The following is a 21,851-nucleotide window of genomic DNA, read 5'->3' as shown; positions in this document are numbered from 1 at the left end:
TTTACATTTTTGCAAGAAAATTGAAATTGAATCCAACATTTCATTGGTACGTAAAACTAGTGTCGCTCCTGTTATTAGGCACGGATATATTTCTTCAGCCGCAGCATCAAAACTCATTGAAGCAAATTGTAATACACGATCATTTTCATTAAGTTCAAATGTATTGCTGGCACTTAAAGTGTGATTAACTAAACTCTGATGTTCAATCAATACCCCTTTAGGTTTACCAGTTGAGCCAGAAGTATAAATCACATAAGCAAGATTGTTGGGCTTAACATTAGCGTTTGGATTTTCGACATTTGCTTCATCAATTTGTGCTAAACGTTCTTTATCTAATAAGACTTCGATTCCAGAATCTTCTAAAATAAAATTTAAACGTTCTTCAGGATAACTTGGATCTAATGGCACATAAGCGGCACCAGCCTTGAGAATTCCTAACATTCCCACAATCATTTCAAGGGAACGCTCTATAGATAAACCAATTAAAGTATCTGGTTTAACATCTAAATGGTGAGCGACTTGATTAGCACGTGCATTTAATTCTCTATAAGTTAATTCTTGATTTTCAAATTTAACCGCAATTGCATCTGGTGTTTTTTCTACTTGTTCTTCAAAAAGTTGATGTACACATTTATCTAAAGGATAATCAGCCGCTGTATTATTCCATTCTACTAATAACTGATCTTTTTCAGTCTTGGTTAATAATGAAATTTCTGATAAACCTTGTGTTGGATTTGCTATAATACTTATTAAAATATTCTGCAAATGCCCAAACATGCGATTAATGATACCAGTATCAAAACGTGCTGTTTCATACTCAAGCATTAAATGCAGACGACTATCCACTGTAGCTGATAATACTAATGGATAATTAGTTGTTTGTAGCAGAGTAAAATCACGTTTTTCCCAATCACCACCTTGAGCACGTAAACTACTGTTAAGATCAGCATTTTCAAATACTAAAATACTATCAAATAAGGATGAATCAGCCCGAACTTCACTCCATTGTTGAATCTGAGTTAAAGGAGTATGTTCATGTTCCCGCATTTCTACCCAATGGCGACGCAGACTATTTAGCCAAGTTAATACATCCATATTAGCATCAAGCTTCGTGCAAAATGGAACCGTATTAATAAATATACCCGCTCTGTTACTAGGTTCAATTTTAGTCCAATGACGACAAGCTCTTGTTGCACCAAAGACAACTTTATCATCACCACTATAGCGACTCAATAAAATTGCCCAAGCTGCTTGTACTAAAGTATTAAGCGTCAAACCATTTTGTTCAACAAAGAATATTAAACTTTCAGTTAAAGTCTCATTTAAATCATAGGCTTTTTCAAGATAAGCTTCTTCCTCAACAACAGATTCAGCACTCTTAATTAAAGATGTTGGAGCTTCCACACCACTAAGACTTTTTCGCCAAAATTGCTCTGACTTAGAAAAATCTTGTTGTTCTAACCATTCAATATATTCGCTATAAGGATAAACTTTGCTTAAATTTAACTGTTTATTTTCATTAAATATTCTATAAATATTAAACAATTCTTTAAATAAAATAAAATATGATCTACCATCTAAAATAATATGGTGATGTGTCCAAATAAAACGATAATCATTGTCACTAAATTTAAATAAAGCTAATCTTATTAATGGAGACTCGGTAAGATCAAAACCTTGTTTTTTATCAGATTCTAAATAAGCTGCTAATTGAATATCGGGATTATCAATATCGCTCCAATCTTCACAGTGTAATGGACAATTAACTTGTTTATAAACTATTTGTTGTGGTTCATTTAACCCTTGCCACTGAAATCCAGTACGCAAAACAGCATATTGTTCTATAATTTTTTGCCAAGCTTGCTCAAAAGCCTTAATGTTTATATTTTCATTTAAATTACAGATAAACTGCTGAAGATAAACACCATTATTTGGTTGCTCAAGGCTATGAAATAACATGCCTTTTTGAACAGGAGAAAGGGGATAAGTTTCATGAATTTGATCATTTGTTGACATAGAATTTTTTCTCTATTAATGCAATTAAATCTTTGTTGATTTTTTAGTAATCAATTTCTATGCCATTTATAATTAGGATCAAAATTTCTGAGAATCTTTCAAATTTATACTTACCTAAAACATTAACAAATTACTTGGTTATTAATCCAGCCTAAAAATTATTACCATCTGGTAAATAACGTACCAAATCTCCAGTTTTATAGAGACGCTTATTGAAATGAGAAATGAATTTTTCTGCTGTTAATTCAGGGCGATTTAAATAGCCTCGTGCTACACCTATTCCGCCAATATGTAATTCACCGGCTACGCCAGTTGAACCAGAAGTATAAATCACATAAGCAAGATTATTTGGCTTAACATCAGTGCTTGGATTTTCAACATTTTGCTCATCAATTTGTTCTAAACGTTCTTTATCTAATAAGATTTCTATTCCAGAATCTTCTAAGATAAAATTCAGACGTTCTTCAGGATAACTAGGATCTCATGGCACATAAGCAGCACCAGCTTTAAGAATTCCTAACATTCCCACGCTCATTTAATTTTCTATAAGTTAATTGTTGATCTTCAAATTTAACCGCAATTGCATCTGGAGTTTTTTCTACTTGTTCTTCAAACAGTTGATGTACACACTTATCTAAAGGATAATCAGCCGCTGTATTATTCCACTCAATTAATAATTGATCTTTTTCTGCTTTGGTTAATAATGATATTTTTGATAAATTTTGTGTAGGATTGGCTATGATGCTGATTAGAATAGTCTGCAAATGCCCAAATATTGTTTCAGCATTTGGATAATCAAGCATCAAATGCAGACGATTATCCATTTCTTCAAATGCAACAACACTATCAAATAAAGGCAAATCAGCCGGAATATCGCTCCATTGTTGAAAAGGAATATCTTCATATTCCTGTATATCTAGCCAATTGTGATGTAGATTATTTAACCAAGTTAATACATCCATATCAGCATCAAGCTGAGTGCAAACTGGAACAATATTATTAATACCAGTTGCACCAAATATAACTTTATCTTCACCACTATAACGACTTAATAAAATTGCCCAAGCCGCTTGTAGCAAAGTATTAAGCGTCAAACCATTTTGTTCAGCAAAGAATTTTAAACCTTCGCTTAAAGTTTCGCTAAAATCAAAAGTTTTTTTTATACAAACCTCATCCTCAACACTCCTAATTAAAGGTGTTGGAGCTTCTACACCACTGAGACTTTTTCGCCAAAAATATTCGCTATAAGTATAAATGTTGCCTAATTCTAACTTTGTAGTTTCATTAAATAAAGTTAAATATGATTTAGCATCTACAATATTATGAGATGTCCAAATAAAACGATAATTATTATCACTAAATTTAAATAAAGCTAATCGTATAAATGGAGGTTTGGTAAGATCAAAAGCTTGTTTTTTATCAGAGTCTAAATAAGCAACTAATTGAATCTCAGGATTATAAATATCGCTCCAATCTTCAAAATGTAATGGGCAATTAATTTTATCTAAATTTTGCCAAGCCTGCTCAAAAACCTCAATATTAATATTTTCATTTAAATTACAAATAAATTGTTGAAGATTTGTTGACATAGAAATTGTTCTCTGCTACTTTATTTGTGAGCAAATGTGATCACTCACGGTTAAATTTGCGATTCATCCAAGCAGGTTGCTTACTGGAAGTACTTCCAGAAACAGAGCCGTCTTGTCCCCGCACGTTAATTTCCGGTTAGCCCCCGGTATTTTGCTACTCGGTTAAGAGAGAAGACATATGCCTTCTCGTTCAATATTTATTGCTGCATTTAAATCACGATCTATTTCAAAACTACATTTATCACACAGATAAATCCGTTCAGAAAGTTTTAATTCATCTTTCTTGTTACCACAGTTTGAGCATGTTTTTGAAGAAGGAAACCATTTTGAAACAGTTGAAATCCAATTTCCAAAAAGAGTTGCTTTATATTCAAGCTGCCGTTTAAACTCGTAAAAACCCATATCACTTATAGCCTTAGCTAATTTATGATTCTTCATCATCCCTTTAACATTCAAATCCTCAATGCATATTATCTTGAAGTCTTGACAAATATGATGAGTTAGCTTATGCAAACTATCTTGACGAATACAACGGATGCGGTAATGAAGTTGTGCTAGCTTAATTTTCTGTCGATTATAACGTTTGGATCCTTTGGTGCATTTTGCCAAATGTCGTTGAATTCTAGCCAATTTGTGACTAAGTTTTTTTAAGGGTTTGGAACCTTCTATGGTAGAACCGTTGGATAAAGTAGCTAAGTTCTTAACACCTAAATCAACACCTACAGCGTCAGCTTGGTTTTCACTGATCTTGTGTGGTGCAAAATTCATTTGGATGTTAAGACTAACAAACCACCGGTTAGCTATACGAGAAACGGTTGCTGATAATACCTTGCCTTCAAACCTAAGACTTTCAGTTACAGACACCCAACCTAGTTTAGGTATTCTGATTTTATTTGCTTCAATTTTAAATTGATCATTAGAAAGATAAAATGAGTCATGAATTCCTTTCTTTTTAAACCGTGGGTATTTGCTTAGATGCTTAAAAAAACGCTTAAATGCCGAACCCAAATCAATAAAGGCTTGTTCGGCAGCACATTTTGTAACATTGAATACCCAAGGAAATTCAATCGGTTTGATTGCATTAAAAGCCTTTTTGACTGCTAAAGCAGTTGGTTTTAAACCAGCATCATATTGCCGTTGCCATTCAGCTAAACCCCAATTATAAGCAAACCTACTAATACCACAAGCTTGTCTAAAGTATTGATCCTGTTTTATTGTTGGATTTTTTATTTGTATCTTATGGCTTAGAACTATCATTTTATTTGCGTCACATAATGTGATTTCATTTCCGCTATTATATCACTTTTATCCACATAAATCATTACTAGTAATCAGCTCTTAATGTTAAGTAAGTCTGTTAATTTCTAGTATTCCAATTTCTATGCCATGTGAATTATATTAGTATCAGATGAATTATTAGAAGCAAGCAGTTGCAAATGCGATTTAATTCGTGTGCCTAATGTACTTACTTGTGGTTCTACAAATAGTGTGTCATGATATCCCGGTACCTCCTCCATTGTCACGTTTCCTGTCACTAAACTATTTATTTGTTCTGATAAAGTTTTATCTATTTCCAATTCTGAAATTAGTTCAGATGATAATAATAAGCTCAAATTGCCTGAATAAGATTGAGGTTTATAATCATCTAAAGCATTAAAAAATGATTTAATTAACAATGTATGTTGTAATTGTAGTGGTAAACTTTCCCCAGAACCTTCATATTTTTGTTTTTCTTGTTCTAATTGTGATAGAAGCTTTGATTCTTTCCTAGCTTTTAATTTAGCCTTAATTTTATGTATAATAAATTTTAGTCCAAATTTCGCTATATTTTTTCCAAATTTAGAAGCTCGTTGATTCAGAGAAAATGATGAATCAGCATACCAATCCACATCAATAAAACCTAAATATGCTACTTCTTGCCCTTGTTTATTAAGTTGTTGTGCCATTTCAAATGCTACTTTCGCGTCTGAACAATATCCACATAAATGATACGGACCTTCTGGTTGTAAAATACGAATTTCTTGCAAATACTCTGTTGCCATAGTTTCTACAGTTAAAACTTCTTCAGAATGCAAACCAAACATATTTAAACCATATATTGGTTGTTCTTTACCAAGCGAGGGTACTAACAGACGAGCATAATCAGTAGAACCTAGAAAAAACAATGGTTTGCGCTTAGAGTGTTCCTGAATTGGCAACAATGCACGCCAAGTAGCTGTATCAGCTTGATCACGTAATATATCAGCAAATTGTGCAATAGTTGGTGCTTGAAACAGTTTAATAACTGATATTGCTTTATCAAAAGCTTGCTCAATTTTACCTAGCAAAGTGATAGCTAATAAAGAATGCCCACCTAAATCAAAAAAGTTATCATGCACACTAATGACATTAACGCCTAATACCTTTTGCCAAATTTCAGCTAATTGTTGTTCCAATTTATCGCGAGGTGCAATGAAAGAATCGGTTTTAGTTTCAATTGGAGCAGGCAAAGCACGTCGATCAATTTTACCATTTGGCATCAGCGGCATTTTTTCTAAGCTGACAAAAACCGCAGGTACCATATAATTAGGTAATTCTGCCTTAACCAAATCACGTAAACCATCAATTGAACCAACAATATAAGCCACCAAACGATCTTCTCTAACAATCACTGCGACTTCATCAACATGCTGCATTATTACAGATTCGATTTCACCAAGTTCAATCCGGAAACCGCGAATTTTAACTTGATTATCAATCCGCCCTAAAAATTCTATATTACCATCTGGTAAATAACGTACCAAATCTCCAGTTTTATAAAGACGCTGATTGAAAAGACAAATGAATTTTTCTGCTGTTAAATCTGGGCGATTTAAATAGCCTCGTGCTACGCCTATTCCACCAATATGCAATTCACCGGCTACGCCAATTGGTACAATTTGTTGATATTTATCTAAAATAAATATTTGGGTATTAGCGATTGGTCTGCCAATTGGAACTGAATTAGTGTCATCTAATTTCGTTTGATAAGTAGTTGCCGTAATTGTGCATTCTGTTGGACCATAAGCATTGAGTAAATCAATATCAGTTGTTTCATGCCATAATCTTACAGTTTCTAGCGGTACAGTTTCACTACCAGCAATAACAAGACGTAAACAACTTGGCAATCTTTCATTTAATACCCAAGTATGCCAATATTGAGCTGGTAAATTTAGAACAGTTAATTGTTGTTGTTCAACAAAATTGGTGAAATCAGATACAACGGCTTTCCATAGAATTAGTGTCGCACCACTAAGCAAAGTTGGAAAAATTTCTTCAGTGGCTACATCAAAATTAAAGCTGGCAAATTGTAGTAATTTATCTTTAGGCGTTAATTTATATTCATCAATAATGGCAAAATTATGATTAACTAAACTCTGATGTTCAATCAATACCCCTTTAGGTTTACCAGTTGAACCAGAAGTATAAATCACATAAGCAAGATTATTGGGCTTAACATCAGTGTTTGGATTTTCGACATTTGCTTCATCAATTTGCTCTAAAGCTTGTTTATCTAATAAGATTTCTATTCCTGAATCTTCTAAGATAAAATTAAGACGCTCTTCAGGATAACTTGGATCTAATGGCACATAAGCCGCACCAGCTTTGAGAATTCCTAACATTCCCACAATCATTTCAAGAGAACGTTCTATAGATAAACCAATTAAAGTATCTGGTTTCACATCTAAATGATTAGCTACTTGATTAGCCCGCTGATTTAATTCTCTATAAGTTAATTGCTGATTTTCAAATTTTACTGCAATTGCATCTGGAGTTTTTGCGACTTGTTCTTCAAACAGTTGATGTACACATTTATCTACAGGAAAATCAGCCGCTGTATTATTCCAGTCTATTAATAATTGATCTTTTTCAGTTTGACTAAGAATATCTAATTCAGCAATTGACTGTTCTGGATTAGCGACAATATCTTCCAATAAAGTTTGGAAATGTACCATCATCCGCTCAATCGTACTCTCTTCAAATAAATCAGTGTTATATTCAAATGAAGCTGTCAGTTCTGAATTAGCTTCTTCCACCATGTCGAGAGTCAGATCAAACATCGCGGTGCCAGTATCTGCTAACAAAGGGCTTATACTTAAATCAGGCAATTCTAAATCTTGCATCGGCGCATTTTGCAACACAAACATTACTTGAAATAACGGGTTTCTACTTACATCTCGTACAACTTGTAACTCTTCAACTAACTTTTCAAATGGTACATCTGAATTTGCATAAGCACCTAAAGTCACTTCACGCACATCTGCCAACAATTCAACAAAACTAGAATCTCTATTAATCTTAGAACGCAAGACTAAACTATTAACAAAAAAACCAATTAAATCCTCTACTTCCGCATGATTACGCCCAGCAATTGGAGAACCAACGACTATATCATCTTGCCCACTATAACGATGCAATAATATTTGAAATGCACCTAATAGGGTCATAAATAAACTTACACCTTGTTGTTGACTTAAAGTTTTTAATGCTTTTCCAACTGAAACTGGTAATAGTAAATCAAGTTTGTTACCATTTCTAGTTTGAATAGCAGGGCGTAATTTATCAATAGGTAAATCTAATGCGGTTGGCATTCCATCAAGCTGCTGTTTCCAATAACTTAATTGTGTTTCCAACACTTGTTCTGATAAATATTGATGTTGCCAAACCGCAAAATCAGAATATTGAATCGCTAATTCTGGTAGCGTATTTCCTTTATAAAGGGCTACAAGTTCATCAAATAATACACCAATTGACCAACCATCAGAAGCAATATGGTGCATAACTAAAACTAGCACAAACTCATTAGAATTAACTTCTAATAAAGTTACTCGCAACATTAAATCAGTTGAAATATCAAAAGGTTTTGCCGATTCTTCACTAATAAAAGTTTCAGCATCAGCTTTAACTACTGGTAAATCCACAACAGCATTATCAATAACAACTGGAACTGGTTTACCATCAACATTTTTTAAAATAGTACGAATGACTTCATGACGTTCAACTATAATATTTAAGCTTTGTTGCAACCTAGCTATATTCAAATTGCCAGTTATTTTAAATGAAATCGGCAGATTATACATTGCTGTATTTGGCTCTAATTGTTCTATAAACCACAAACGTTGTTGAGCAAAAGACACCACATCATGCTGATCACTACGAGGAATAATTACCGTTTCTTTTGCCTCTGAATTAATTCGCTCAGCTAATCCAGCTATAGTAGGAAATTCAAATAAATCGCGCTGTGTAACAGGCAGACGAGAAACTAATTGAGTTGCTATTAATGAATGCCCACCCAATTCAAAAAAATTATCATGCACACCAATAGAATCAACACCCAACACTTGTTGCCAATTATCGGCTATTTTTTGTTCCAATTCATTGCGAGGTGCAATGAAAGAATCAGTTCTAGTTTCAGTTGGAACAGGCAAAGCACGTCGATCAATTTTACCATTTGGCGTTAGCGGCATTTTTTCTAAGCTTACAAACGCCGCAGGTACCATATAATTAGGTAATTCTGCTTTAACAGCATCACGTAAACCATCAATTGAACCAACAGTATAAGCCACCAAACGTTTATTACCCGGCTGATCTTCTCTAACAATCACTGCGACTTCACTAACATGCTTCATTATTACTGATTCTATTTCACCAAGCTCAATACGGAAACCGCGAATTTTAACCTGATTATCAATCCGCCCAATAAATTCTATATTACCATCTGCGCGATAACGTACCAAATCTCCGGTTTTATAGAGACGCTGATTGAAAAGATAAATGAATTTTTCTGCTGTTAAATCTGGGCGATTTAAATAGCCTCGTGCTAAACCGATTCCACCAATATGCAATTCACCAGCAACACCTGTTGGTACAATTTTTTGATTTTTATCTAAAATATAAATTTTAGCCTTAGTTATTGCTTTGCCAATTGGAACTGAATTAGCCTCATCTGATAATAGTTTAGTATTGTAAGTAGTTGTTGTAATGGTAGATTCAGTTGGACCATAAGCATTATATAAACTAGCATTTAATGTCTCCAAAAAGCGATTTTTAAGTTCTACTGACAAAGCTTCGCCACCACAAAATACTCGTTTTAATGATATACAAGTTTTAAATTCTTTATCTTCTAGCAACATTTGCAATAAAGAAGGAGTAGCTTGAACCATAGTCACTCCTTCATCTTTAATAACTTTGATTAAATAATTAGTATCTTGATGCAGCAGAGGTTTAGCAACTATTAATTGTGCCCCCACTAATAAAGGTGCATAGAACTCTGGAATAGAAGCATCAAAACTAAAAGGAGTTTTTTGTAGAACTTTATCAGTTTTAGCCAATGGAAAAGTGGTTTGCATCCATTGCATATGATTACTAATGGATTGATGATCTATCATCACACCTTTAGGTTTTCCTGTTGAACCAGAAGTATATATTATATAAGCTAAATTATTTTTATGAAGTTCAATAATAGGATTATCATTCTGTTGTTGAGCAATAAGTTCCCAATCTGTATCTAAACAAATAATTTTAGTATTTAAATTAGGTAATTGACCAACTAACTTTGCTTGAGTTAATAAAACCGGTGCTTGTGAATCCGTCAACATATAATTAAGACGCTGTTCAGGATAAGCAGGATCAAGAGGTACATAAGCCCCACCAGCTTTAAGTATTCCGAACATTCCTACAATCATTTCAAGAGAACGTTCTATACAAAGCCCCACAATAACATCAGCTTTAACACCCAAACCAATAAGATGATGAGCTAATTGATTAGCACGCGCATTTAATTGACTATAAGTTAATTGTTGATTTTTAAATTTAACTGCGATAGCATCAGGTGTTGTTTCGACTTGTTGCTCAAAGAATTGATGCAAACATTTTTCTAAGGGATAATTTGACATAGAAATTTTTATCTATTAATGTAATAATTAAGTCTGTTAATTTCTACTATTCCAATTTCTATGCCATTTGAAAATGGCAATTTTTGCTTTTTAATATATAATAAAGAGTTTTGAAGGAGATTTACCATCGCCAATTCATATTCTAAAGGCGGTATATTTGATCTGATGCCTCATGCCGCAGTCATCATGCTTTCAATTATTAGCTTTATTTCCACCTATTCAGGTATGCAATCTCTAATGACTAATATTGGAGATAATGGATTAGGTATATTTGGTTTTATGCCCTCTGAAATTATAAACCTTATATCATTCCTATTTACTTTCACAGTCCAAATAATGATTATATATCATGCAATGCACATAAAAGGTGCTGGTTGGTCTATATTTCATTTACACAGAAACCTCGTAATGAAAAGCTGGCATATTACCGTATATATAACATTTACGTTATTAAGTGTAGGTTTTAGTTACGCCTTTTGGTTTGAACGTATTGGAGCTGACACTTATTCTAAAGACATTTATCGAGAAGAAGTGTATAAAAGCTTACAAAGACTAGATGAATTTAGAAATGCTTATACAAACTTTTCTAATATAACCTCAAATTTAGCATCATATTCTCAACAAAAAGCCAGAGAAGAGCGTCAAGTTGGAGGAACTTGTGGAGGTGCTGCCAAAGTAGGCGCGGGACCACGGATGCGTTTAAGATCTGAAGATGCTATCTATTTTGCCGCGCAAAAAAGGTATTTTGATCAACAAACTAGAGAAATTGACCAACTAATTAATAAGTTAAATTATGAATTACAATTTAACATGACTAAAACAGAAGGTAGTTTCACTAGTCAACAAATTGAAAAAATGCAACTTCAATTAAATCAGGCAAATTTAAAAGCCAATATATTAAGACAAAGTTCAATTAGAACTGCATTTATTAGTTGGTTAGGACAACGGATTGATACAGGTAAAAACGGTATTCCAGATGGTCATGGCAAATTATTTATCTGTCCAGATAGAACCATTGAAACCATGAAAAATGAATTATTAAAAGTACAATTTCCAGCCTTATCGGAAAATATAAAACTGTTTAATCCTAATGATTCTAAACAAAGTGTATTTCTAGCTTTTAAACGAATAAGTGAATTTGTTACTTCTATATTTCAACAGCTATGGAATGGCACAGAAAATAGCATAATATTGAAATTAGCTGAAATTATACCACTAGTTGGTGGAATTTTAATTGATTTTATGATCTTTATTGTCGCACCTCCAGAAGGAACTAGCAATATTCTAAATCGCAGAAAAAGCTTCCTATCTTCTGTCAACCATGCCTTTAGCGACAAACCTTTATTGCATGAAAATGTATGGAGAGAATTAAAGAAAAATCTTAATTTAATTAAAAAATATGAATTTCGTTATGGCAAACGTCACTATCTTATATATCCTACCCATTCCAGACAAGAAGAACATTTAATGCTAGGAGAAATGATAGATTTATTGATTGATAATCATGGAATTAAATTACTAAGTGGTAGAATAAAAAACCAAGAAATAGAACATCAATGGATAAGCAATCACCCAGATTTAAGTGAATTAGAAGTGTTTTCTATCTACGAAATGAGACCGAAAATACGTCAAGAATTAATAATAGAAAAATGGCTATGGTCCAAGAAAAAAAGCGATACCACCCCAACGACGATAGATATTTTACAAGCATTGCATAGAGCAGTATTGCATAATATTTATGATTATTTATTAAGTAAGGTTAAGCATAGACAAGAAAGAACTATGGCGCGTTTGGATATTTGATTTAAGTAGGGTCGGTGAAAACCGACCAACACCAAAAGGGCTAAAAGTGGTATGATAAGCCTATCAATTAATTTTAATTCAAACTATCCAACATCACCCGAACCAACGGTGATAAATGATTACCACTAATCCGCTTACCAAGTGGTTTTTTAGGATCAGAATGTCCAACTAATACCAAATAACTGTAAAGTCTGCCTTTCCAAATTATACCTCCGACTATATATTTATCTAATATTGGTGAAATCCAGTTTTTGGATGTTTTTCCTAAAGTCGAGGTACCGGTTTTGGCAATATGTAATTCTACTTCACTGTTGTATTCAGGTGTCCAATCTTGTAAGGATTTTAAAGTGCCGCGCATATTACCGCCTTTTAATCCTGCACTTAATACTGTTTTTACAAATTCAATGGTATTAGGTTTCGCAAAATAATCTGCTATTCCACTTAGATCGGGGTTATTCATAGTTGGCATTTGTCGTTTTACAATTACACCATTTTCTGTAATTAGTTCTACTTCTTGCACTATACTTGGTTGCAAAGCTGTCGGAGTCGCAATAATACCTGTTGTAATACTATGTATTATTCCATGCAGAGTATGGGGTGAAGCACTGACTAAGCCTAAAGTTATTGCTGTACTTAAAGGAGTTTTATCTTTGACATTGAATTGCAAACCAAAGTTGTTTAATAATAAAGCTAATTGCTGTTTCTTAATGGTTTTTAATCTATTAATAAGAGGTAAATTCAATGAACGTCCAAACACCATTTTAGGGCTATAATTGGAGAATCTTACTGAACAATTTTTTAAGCCTTTTGGACTACCATATGGTCCAGGGTTATGTACACCATTAATTGCTTTATTACAATAATTGGGTTTGTTAGCATTATCTCCTGCCGCTCCTAAAAATACTGCCGCTGCTAGTTTTGCTATTGATGCTACTTGGCGTGTTTCATTGTCTATAATATATTTTCCATCTTTACGTTCTGATTGTTCGCCAGAATAAATAGTGTCTTGTGAATTAGAATAGTAACGCAATAATTTACCATCAGCATTGGCTAATGCTAAAACTACTTGTGCTACTTCAGCATTTTTAGTTGGCAATAGGTTTAGTGCTAAACGTTGTTCTATTTTTAGACTGGTTTCTATGCTTTTTAAGGTTTTTTCTACTCGGCGTTTAAATTTTACATTATCAATTGTATTAGTATTTAAATGGATAGCATAAACTTTATCGCGCCATTTCATACCATACTGTTCTTGCAATTCTCCAATTGCTTGAATCATTTCTCCACGCACAAAAAATAAACTGCGTCTATAAGGATTAGCCAAAATGCCAAATTTTTTAAGTTCATCTTTTGGTAATAAGCTTGCCACTTTAACTGGGCTGTATGGTTGAGAAGCAAATTTCAATTCATCAACAGCCTGTAGATTAGCCTTTGGGTAGGCGATTTTAATACCTTCTTTAGCACGTGCTTTTAAATATTCCCAACGTTTTATTGCCAATTTTTGAGCTGATTCATCATTTAAAGGAGCTAATAAAATTGGTTTTTTAAAGGCAGCCGCTAACATAGCTTGTTCAGCTACAGTCAAATCTTTGGGTGCTTTACCAAATACAATCCTAGCAGTAATACCAATTCCATACAGAGCGGCTCCCATTTTAGAACCCGGGGTGCCATTTACTAATGGAACGTGCATGGCTAACCAAATTTTCAAATCATCAGGATATAAATTTTTAAATAAAATCGGCGCGTGTAATAATTCGGTGAATTTACGTCGCAGTTTTTTCAATTTAGAATCATTAGGGTTAGCACTTTCATGACGCATAGAACGAATTAACATCATGGTTAATGATGATGCGCCTTTAGAATCGTCACCACCTAAAAATCCCAAACTACGTTGAGCTAAAGCAAAAACATCAATTCCACCCCATGAGCGGCTAGGATCATCAATATGTCGATCTTCTAAAGCCTTCAGCACCTCCCACCAAGCCTCTGGAACCTCACTAACATATAAACTTTTATGATCTTGCTCCGCACTTTCAACATCCAATTGCGGTGGAATAATACCTAAGAATTTATCAGTTTGATCATAGACACCAGTACCATGAAATCTTTGATGAGCTATGCGATAATCTTCAAATACAAAAGAATTAGTACTGATTGCATAACTATAAATTAAAACTCCAATTACAGCAAAAACTAGTGCAATTACTAAGACAGTTCTACGCCATAGCAACAGTGCTAGTAATATCAGTAACACTTCGAGAAACAGAGCAAAAAAATATAAATACCGATTAGTTATAAATTTTGGATCATATATACCTAAAGTTATTTTATAATGCCAAATAATATGACGAAATTCTTCATAAAAACCTAGCAATTTTAAACGTATGTGCCATAAAAACTCTTGCATTATTGTTAATTATCCATATTGTGTTATGTTACGCTTAGCACTTCCTGCTTTACAAAAATTTCTTCTAAATCTTCCTTAGTAAGAGAAACAATAAAATCATGAAAGTTCATTTTTTACCTCCCTAATAACCACAGAACTATCTAACTGTTCTAAACATCGACTATAACTTTGCTTATGCCGCTCACAACCCTCTTGATGGCACGGCACACAATCACCCACACCCTGCACTAATACCACATTATTTTTATCTGACCAAGGTGCCCATTTTACAGGATTAGTTGGTCCATACAACGCTATAGTCTTAGTACCAGTTGCAGCCGCTAAATGAGTAACCGCCGTATCTGGACCCACATATATTTGACTTTTACTAATTAATTCAGCTACATCACTAAAACGTAACTTGCCTGCTAAATTTATGATTTTCTCAGATTGTTGTTTTAATAACACATCATTAATATAAGCCTTTTCTACTTCACTATTACCACCAGTAAGTACTACATATAAATCCATTTCTAGTAAATAGTCAATTAACTGACACCAGCCGCTGATTGTCCAACGCTTATAATGCCACATAGGTAATAAGTGCAATACCGCAAATCTCGCTTGTTGCCAATCAAAATAATTATGTAATACTGAATCATCAGCTTTTGGAATTACTACCTCATAATATCTCTTAATACCCAACAAATCAGCCAATCTAAGATTTTGAAGAACCGTATGCGTACTATCATTATCTAACTCAGTATAAGCTGCTGTTATCCAACGCTTCCAAGCATCTTGCCAGCGTTTAGCAGGAACCAATGAAACTCGTTGCCGTGCAGCTAATAGAGCGTAAATTAAAGGTCTATCACCAGCTAAAGTAGAAACAGCCAAATCATAGTGACGAAAAATCCGCTTAAATAAAATTTTATATTGACTAAAATTCGGATGCTCAGCCACAGAAATCAGACTATTATAATCAGGATTACCCTCTAACATACCCCCCTTATTATCATAAACCAACACATCTATGATCGAATCAGGATATGCACGACGCAAAGAACGTAATAGCGGCGTAACTAATAACACATCACCTATTTGCCGTGTTGCAATTAATAAAATTCTAAGCTGTTTCTTTGATCGTTTTGCATATGGATTTTGTATTGATAGTGAAAAATCATAGTTATCCTTCATATCAAAAACCCTTGCATTGTTTCTGCTCAAACTTGTTAATGTGACCGATATTTAATAACATTACTTCGTATGAAGTCACTACATATTTGTAATGAACCATTTGCCATGTTGCAATTAATAAAATTTTCATAATTTTAACTTAATACGGTCATAAAAGCGTAAACGATACAATAATCTACTTTGATTTGTATCATCAGTAAATGCAGTACGACTATGTAATACATTATTACATAGTACCCCTTGATTAGCTTCCAATTTACATTTAAAAATATAAGGAGAATCAGATTTCAAAAAATCACTCAAAAATTCCAAAGCCTCTTTCGCTTTTGATTTCCACTTAATACTACGAGTGCGGGCTGTATAACGCATATGCAAACTCTCATTAAAACAAAACACTGGTCCAGTTTGTTCTGGGCGTACTTCAGTATTAGCCGGAATCGTCATCACAGTTGGATCCATCAGAGCTGCAATATATTCAGGATTTTCATCCCGTAACTTAATATAAACAATCTCAGGATCTAATAAACCATTTTCCCCACCACTGATAGCAGGTTGAATACAATGAAGCAAAAAAGCATGTATTTGCTGTTCAAGAGTGTTATAGTAACCATCTGTATGCCAATTTATACTCCTATTCGTATAAGGTATATATTCTTGAGAGTGATTATCATTCACCTCTACAGCGGTAATACCATCATCATTAGCGCATAAATTTTTATCTAAACAAGATAAATCAAACTGCGCCGCTAATGCTAGTAATCCAGATTTATCAATCTTTGCCTCTAGCTTATAAATAACCATATTTGTTTTATTACAACTATGACATATCTGATTATATTCATTGGATGATAAATTATAGGGATTTTTTATAGAAACAGATATTAGCTTAGAAGGATACTGATCTAATTTTTCATCACGCCATTTCAAATATAAATCTTCATCAGCTAATGAAAAGTTCATTGATCGGCTTGATTTTTGTATGTTTTTCATAAATTTCTGAATTCTTGACTAAAATAGTATATTATAGATATGTTCATAAATTTTTTTCAAAATTGATTAAAACAAAATTAGTATAGTATGATATACTATTAAATAATGGAAGAATTAGTCCTATATTTTATTCAATGTTAAAATAAATGAACTAACTTTTAAAATCATTAAACTAAGGAGTAACTAATATGGGTAAAGCAATGCACGATACCCCAATGCTAGATCAATTGGAAAGTGGTCCTTGGCCTAGTTTTGTGACTGGGTTAAAACGTCTAGCAAATGATGAGAGCCTTACATATCAAGATATGGTAGTTGATCTATTAGGTCAATTAGAGCATTCCTACAAAACCCGTAAAGGTTATTGGAAAGGCGGTACTGTAGGTGTTATTGGTTATGGTGGCGGGATTATCCCTCGTTTTTCTGAGGTTGCTGCTGAATATCCAGCATCTAAAGAATTCCATACCTTACGTGTTCAACCACCAGCAGGTATGCATTATGACACCAAACTCATGCGTAATTTGTGTGATATTTGGGAAAAACATGGTTCAGGCTTAATAGCATTTCATGGACAAAGTGGCGACATTATGTTCCAAGGTGCTAGTACTGAGAAAGTTCAAGACGCATTTAATGATTTCAATGAAATCGGTTTTGACTTAGGTGGAGCAGGTCCAGCAGTACGTACAGGTATGTCATGTGTAGGTGCAGCACGTTGCGAACAATCTTGCGCGAATGAACAAAAGATTCTTCGTACTTTGGTAAATAACTTCTTGGATGATATGCATCGTCCAGCTCTACCTTACAAATTTAAATTTAAAGTATCAGGTTGTCCTAACGATTGTATGAATGCAATCGAACGCGCTGATATGGCTGTCATTGGTACTTGGCGTGACGACATGAAAGTCGATCAAGAAGAAGTCAAGGCTTTTGTAGCTAAAAATGGCAGTAAATATGTAGTTGATAACGTCATTAGTCGTTGTCCTACTCAAGCATTATCATTAAATGATGATAATACTTTAGCTGTTGATAATCGTAACTGTGTGCGTTGTATGCATTGCGTTAACGTTATGACTAAAGCTTTATCTCCCGGTGATGATAAAGGTGTTACTATTTTAATGGGTGGTAAACGTACTCTTAAAATCGGTGATTTAATGGGTACAGTTGTGGTACCATTCATGAAATTAGAAACCGAAGAAGATTATGAGCGTATCACTGAAATAGCTGAAGAAACTATTGATTTCTTTGCTGAAAATGCTTTAGAACATGAACGTACTGGGGAAATGATTGAACGTATTGGTTTAGTCAACTTCCTTGAAGGTATTGGCTTAGAAGTTGATCCAAATATGATATCAGAACCTCGTCAATCTTCCTATGTTAGAATTGATACATGGGAAGAAGAAGCTGATAAATGGAATGAACGTAAAGCTGAAGAAAAAGCTGCTTAATTAATTTCAAAGACCTGTCTGACAGGTCTTATGGTATTTTAAATAACAATATTAATAGGAGAACTTTATGGCTGCACCAAGGATGCCAATCGAAAGTGGAGTACCTGATCCATTTCAATACATGCACCCCGTAATGATCAAAAACTACGGTGCTTGGAAATCACATCATCGTCCTCGCCCCGGTGTTTTATGTCACTTAGCTAAAAGCGGTGATCAAATTTGGACTGTACGTGCTGGTACTCAGCGTCAAATGGATTTATATACCATTCGTACATTATGTGATATTGCCGATGAATATGCAGATGGTTACATGCGTTTTACTATTCGCAGTAACATTGAATTCATGGTTGATGAAGAATCAAAAGTTAATCCATTAATTGAAAAATTAATAGCAGAAGGATTTCCTGTAGGTGGTACTGGTCCTTCTGTAACCATGATTGCTCATACTCAAGGTTGGTTACATTGTGATATTCCTGCTACTGATGCTTCAGGTGTTGTAAAATCATTGATGGATGAATTGCATGAAGAATTCATCAAAGAAGATATGCCTAACCGCGTACACATCACAACTTCCTGTTGTCAAATTAACTGCGGTGGTCAAGGTGACATTGCAATTAATATTCAACATACTAAGCCACCAAAAATTAATCATGACTTAGTTGCAAACGTATGTGAACGTCCTTCAGTTGTAGCACGTTGTCCAGTTGCCGCGATTCGTCCAGCTCTAGTGAATGGTAAACCTACATTAGAAGTAGATGAGAAAAAATGTATTTGTTGTGGTGCTTGTTTCCCTCCATGCCCACCAATGCAAATTAATGATCCTGAACATTCTAAATTAGCAGTATGGGTTGGTGGAAATCACTCTAATGCTCGTAGCAAGCCAAGTTTCCAAAAATTAGTAGCTGCTGGGATTCCTAATAATCCACCTCGTTGGCCTGAAGCTGCCGAAGTTGTTAAAAATATCTTAAATGTCTATAAAAAAGACGCTAAAGATTGGGAACGTATTTCTGATTGGGTAGAACGTATTGGTTGGCCGCGTTTCTTTGAATTGACAGAATTACCATTTACCAAGTTCCATATTGATAACTGGCGTGGTGCTCGTCGCAGCTTGAATTCCTCTACACATATTCGTTTTTAAATAAATAGAACCAAGTGAAAAGTGAAAACAATATTTTCACTTTTCACTTTTGGCTCTTAATACTTTAGGAGAAGTCTATACAATGAAGTTTGGTATATTGGTCAATGAAGGACCATATCAACATCAAGCCTCTGATTCTGCTTATCAATTTACTAAAGCAGCTTTAGAGAAAGGGCATGAAATTTTTCGTGTCTTTTTTTATCATGATGGTGTTAATAACGCTACACGTCTAACAGTACCACCACGCGATGACCGTAATATTGTGGATCGTTGGTCTGAATTAGCTAAAGAGCATAACTTAGATTTAGTTGTGTGTATAGCTGCTGCGCAACGACGTGGTCTGTTAGATGAAAATGAAGCTAAACGTCAAGGCAAAGATGCGAATAATATCGCTGAAGGTTTTCGTATTTCCGGTTTAGGTCAATTGATTGAAGCTGGTATCCAATCAGAACGTTTGGTAGTATTCGGAGACTAAAAGGAGAATATAATGGAAGAAGATGAAGAAATAATTAAAAAATTCCTCTATGTCAACCGTAAAGCACCTTATGGTACTGTTTATGCGTTAGAATCATTAGAAGTAGTATTGATTGGCGCAGCATTTGACCAAGATGTGAGTTTAGCTTTTATTGATGATGGTGTGTACCAACTCAAAAAAGATCAAAACACATCAGTAGATGCTGGCGCTGGTATGAAGAATTTCTCTAAAACTTATCGCGCTCTTGAAGCTTATGATGTTGAAAAACTCTATGTAGATAAGAAATCTATGGATGAACGTGGATTGTCTGTTGATGATTTACTTGTAGATGTAGAGATTTTAGACGAAGCAAAAATGGCTGAAATGATGGGACAACAAGACGTTGTCTTAAGTTTCTAGGCGGGAGAATAATATGTTACATACAGTAAATAAATCACCGTTTGAAAAAAATTCATTAGAAACTTGCTTGCGTTTAGCCAGTGCCGGTAACGCAGTTTTATTATTTGAAGATGGTGTTTATGGCGCAGTAAAAGGCACACGTTTTGAACCAACTGTTTCTAATGCTCTAAGCAATAATAAAATTTATGTCTTAGTTTCTGATCTTGAAGCAAGAGGCATGAATAAAGACAACGTTATTGATGGCGTAGAAACAGTTGATTATGCTGGTTTTGTAGATCTAGTTGCAGATAACAAATCAGTACAAGCTTGGTTATAAATTTTAATACACAACACAAAAATAGGTCAATATAAAATGGCAATTGAAGTAAACGGAAAAACAATCGAAACTGATGAAGAAGATTACTTAGTAAATTTATCCGATTGGACTAAGGAAATCGCTGAAGTTTTAGCAAAGCAAGATGAATTAGAACTTACAGAGCAACATTGGCAAATTATTAATTATTTACGTGATTACTACGAAGAATACCAAATTGCTCCAGCAGTTCGTGTCTTGACCAAAGCAATTGGTAAGAAATTTGGTAAAGATAAGGGTAATAGTAAATATTTATATACTTTATTCCCTTATGGTCCCGGCAAACAAGCATGTCGTTTTGCTGGTTTACCTAAACCAACTGGTTGTATCTAAAATTTAAGATCATCCCTTACTCTGGACCCGACTCATGGTAAATCATAACCAGAGTGAGGGGGAATGAGGATATATAAACATAATGGGATTTTGGACGGAGTTTTATGCTCTCTCATTTTATCTAGCTACTCTAATTTTATTAGCGGGCTTAGCTCACAAGATTTATCAATACGCTAAAACACCTGCCCCTTTAAAAGTACCCACCATGCCGGCTCCTTTAACGCAACGCGGTGTTGTTTTGCGTCTATTGAGTGAGGTTATTTTCTTTCGTAGTTTATTTCGTGCTAATAAATGGATTTGGCTGTTCGGCATGTTATTTCATGGTGCTTTATGGCTAGTTCTGATGCGTCATTTACGTTATTTCACCGAACCTGTCTGGACTTGGGTGGTATTAATACAACCTATTGGTCAATATGCTAGTTTTGCAATGATGCTGGGTTTAGTAGGCTTATTAGTACGACGCATTGTTGTTGAAAGAATTCGTTATATAAGTAGTCCTTCTGATTATTTAATGCTGATTTTATTACTAGTTATTGGTGGTAGTGGCATGATGATGACTTTTGTTGCACATACCGATATTGTTCAATTTAAAACATTTGTATTAGGTGTAATGTCTTTTGATTGGCAAGAAATTCCTACAGATAGCATGTTATTAATACATTTAGGTGCAATTTTATTATTAATGATAATTTTTCCTTTTAGTAAATTACTACATGCACCCGGGGTATTCTTTAGTCCAAGTCGTAATCAAGTGGATAATTCAAGAGAAAAACGCCATGTTGCCAAATGGGCGATTAAACAATTTGAAACCAAACAGAATTAA

16 protein-coding genes are annotated in these 21,851 nt (G+C 34.1%); 8 read left to right on the top strand and 8 right to left on the bottom strand.

All coding sequences use genetic code 11. The annotated features are described in order from the left end of the window. The 5 genes from BHU68_RS04625 to BHU68_RS04605 all read right to left on the bottom strand — a co-directional run. Window positions 1-2,016: condensation domain-containing protein (locus BHU68_RS04625; RefSeq protein ID WP_141700068.1), on the bottom strand; the 2,016-nt coding region annotated here is incomplete at its 3' end. 151 nt (window positions 2,017-2,167) lie between these two features. Continuing rightward, window positions 2,168-2,350 (bottom strand): AMP-binding protein, encoded by a 183-nt coding sequence (locus BHU68_RS18255; protein ID WP_069470361.1) that lies wholly within the window; start codon window positions 2,348-2,350, stop codon window positions 2,168-2,170. Window positions 2,351-2,522: 172 nt separating this feature from the next. Beyond that, entirely contained in the window at window positions 2,523-3,605 is a 1,083-nt protein-coding gene (locus BHU68_RS17125; protein ID WP_069470362.1) for a condensation domain-containing protein, read from the bottom strand. Between the two features lie 162 nt (window positions 3,606-3,767). Next, window positions 3,768-4,862 (bottom strand): RNA-guided endonuclease InsQ/TnpB family protein, encoded by a 1,095-nt coding sequence (locus BHU68_RS04610; protein WP_216092861.1) that lies wholly within the window; start codon window positions 4,860-4,862, stop codon window positions 3,768-3,770. A 122-nt stretch (window positions 4,863-4,984) separates the two neighbouring features. After that, window positions 4,985-10,519 carry a non-ribosomal peptide synthetase gene (locus BHU68_RS04605; protein ID WP_069470363.1) on the bottom strand — a complete coding sequence of 1,845 codons (5,535 nt, stop codon included), beginning with the start codon at window positions 10,517-10,519 and terminating at the stop codon, window positions 4,985-4,987. A gap of 408 nt (window positions 10,520-10,927) precedes the next feature. Between BHU68_RS04605 and BHU68_RS04600 the strand changes: the two genes are divergently transcribed. Then, window positions 10,928-12,322: a hypothetical protein gene (locus BHU68_RS04600; protein WP_141698807.1), complete on the top strand. Its 1,395-nt coding sequence runs from the start codon at window positions 10,928-10,930 to the stop codon at window positions 12,320-12,322. A gap of 73 nt (window positions 12,323-12,395) precedes the next feature. Here BHU68_RS04600 and BHU68_RS04595 read toward each other — a convergent pair whose 3' ends face one another. From BHU68_RS04595 to BHU68_RS04585, 3 genes are all read right to left on the bottom strand, one after another. After that, complete coding sequence (locus tag BHU68_RS04595) at window positions 12,396-14,726, bottom strand: transglycosylase domain-containing protein (RefSeq protein WP_069470365.1); 2,331 nt, start codon at window positions 14,724-14,726, stop codon at window positions 12,396-12,398. 96 nt (window positions 14,727-14,822) lie between these two features. Continuing rightward, the gene (locus BHU68_RS04590) at window positions 14,823-15,899 is read right to left on the bottom strand and encodes a glycosyltransferase family 9 protein (protein WP_083234194.1); all 1,077 of its coding nucleotides are present in this window, start codon (window positions 15,897-15,899) and stop codon (window positions 14,823-14,825) included. A 126-nt stretch (window positions 15,900-16,025) separates the two neighbouring features. Continuing rightward, the gene (locus BHU68_RS04585; protein ID WP_083234193.1) at window positions 16,026-16,889 is read right to left on the bottom strand and encodes a TauD/TfdA family dioxygenase; all 864 of its coding nucleotides are present in this window, start codon (window positions 16,887-16,889) and stop codon (window positions 16,026-16,028) included. Window positions 16,890-17,077: 188 nt separating this feature from the next. Between BHU68_RS04585 and dsrA the strand changes: the two genes are divergently transcribed. From dsrA to BHU68_RS04550, 7 genes are all read left to right on the top strand, one after another. Continuing rightward, window positions 17,078-18,331 carry a dissimilatory-type sulfite reductase subunit alpha gene (dsrA, locus tag BHU68_RS04580; protein ID WP_069470367.1) on the top strand — a complete coding sequence of 418 codons (1,254 nt, stop codon included), beginning with the start codon at window positions 17,078-17,080 and terminating at the stop codon, window positions 18,329-18,331. Window positions 18,332-18,398: 67 nt separating this feature from the next. Further along, window positions 18,399-19,469, top strand: a complete 1,071-nt coding sequence (gene dsrB, locus BHU68_RS04575) for a dissimilatory-type sulfite reductase subunit beta (RefSeq protein WP_069470368.1) — start codon at window positions 18,399-18,401, stop codon at window positions 19,467-19,469. A gap of 82 nt (window positions 19,470-19,551) precedes the next feature. After that, window positions 19,552-19,944, top strand: coding sequence for a sulfurtransferase complex subunit TusD (gene tusD / locus BHU68_RS04570; protein ID WP_069470369.1), 393 nt, complete (start codon window positions 19,552-19,554; stop codon window positions 19,942-19,944). A gap of 12 nt (window positions 19,945-19,956) precedes the next feature. Continuing rightward, window positions 19,957-20,343, top strand: a complete 387-nt coding sequence (gene tusC / locus BHU68_RS04565) for a sulfurtransferase complex subunit TusC (RefSeq protein WP_069470370.1) — start codon at window positions 19,957-19,959, stop codon at window positions 20,341-20,343. 13 nt (window positions 20,344-20,356) lie between these two features. Further along, a complete protein-coding gene (tusB, locus tag BHU68_RS04560; protein ID WP_069470371.1) occupies window positions 20,357-20,659 on the top strand; it encodes a sulfurtransferase complex subunit TusB in 303 nt (100 codons plus the stop codon). A 36-nt stretch (window positions 20,660-20,695) separates the two neighbouring features. Beyond that, the gene (locus tag BHU68_RS04555) at window positions 20,696-21,028 is read left to right on the top strand and encodes a TusE/DsrC/DsvC family sulfur relay protein (RefSeq protein WP_069470372.1); all 333 of its coding nucleotides are present in this window, start codon (window positions 20,696-20,698) and stop codon (window positions 21,026-21,028) included. 82 nt (window positions 21,029-21,110) lie between these two features. Continuing rightward, on the top strand, window positions 21,111-21,851 hold the full coding sequence (locus tag BHU68_RS04550; RefSeq protein ID WP_069470373.1) for a respiratory nitrate reductase subunit gamma: 741 nt from the start codon (window positions 21,111-21,113) through the stop codon (window positions 21,849-21,851).

It is taken from the genome of Candidatus Marithrix sp. Canyon 246 (genome assembly GCF_001723685.1).
Taxonomy (GTDB): Bacteria; Pseudomonadota; Gammaproteobacteria; order Beggiatoales; family Beggiatoaceae; genus Marithrix.
This window is presented reverse-complemented; position numbering and strand designations above follow the sequence as displayed.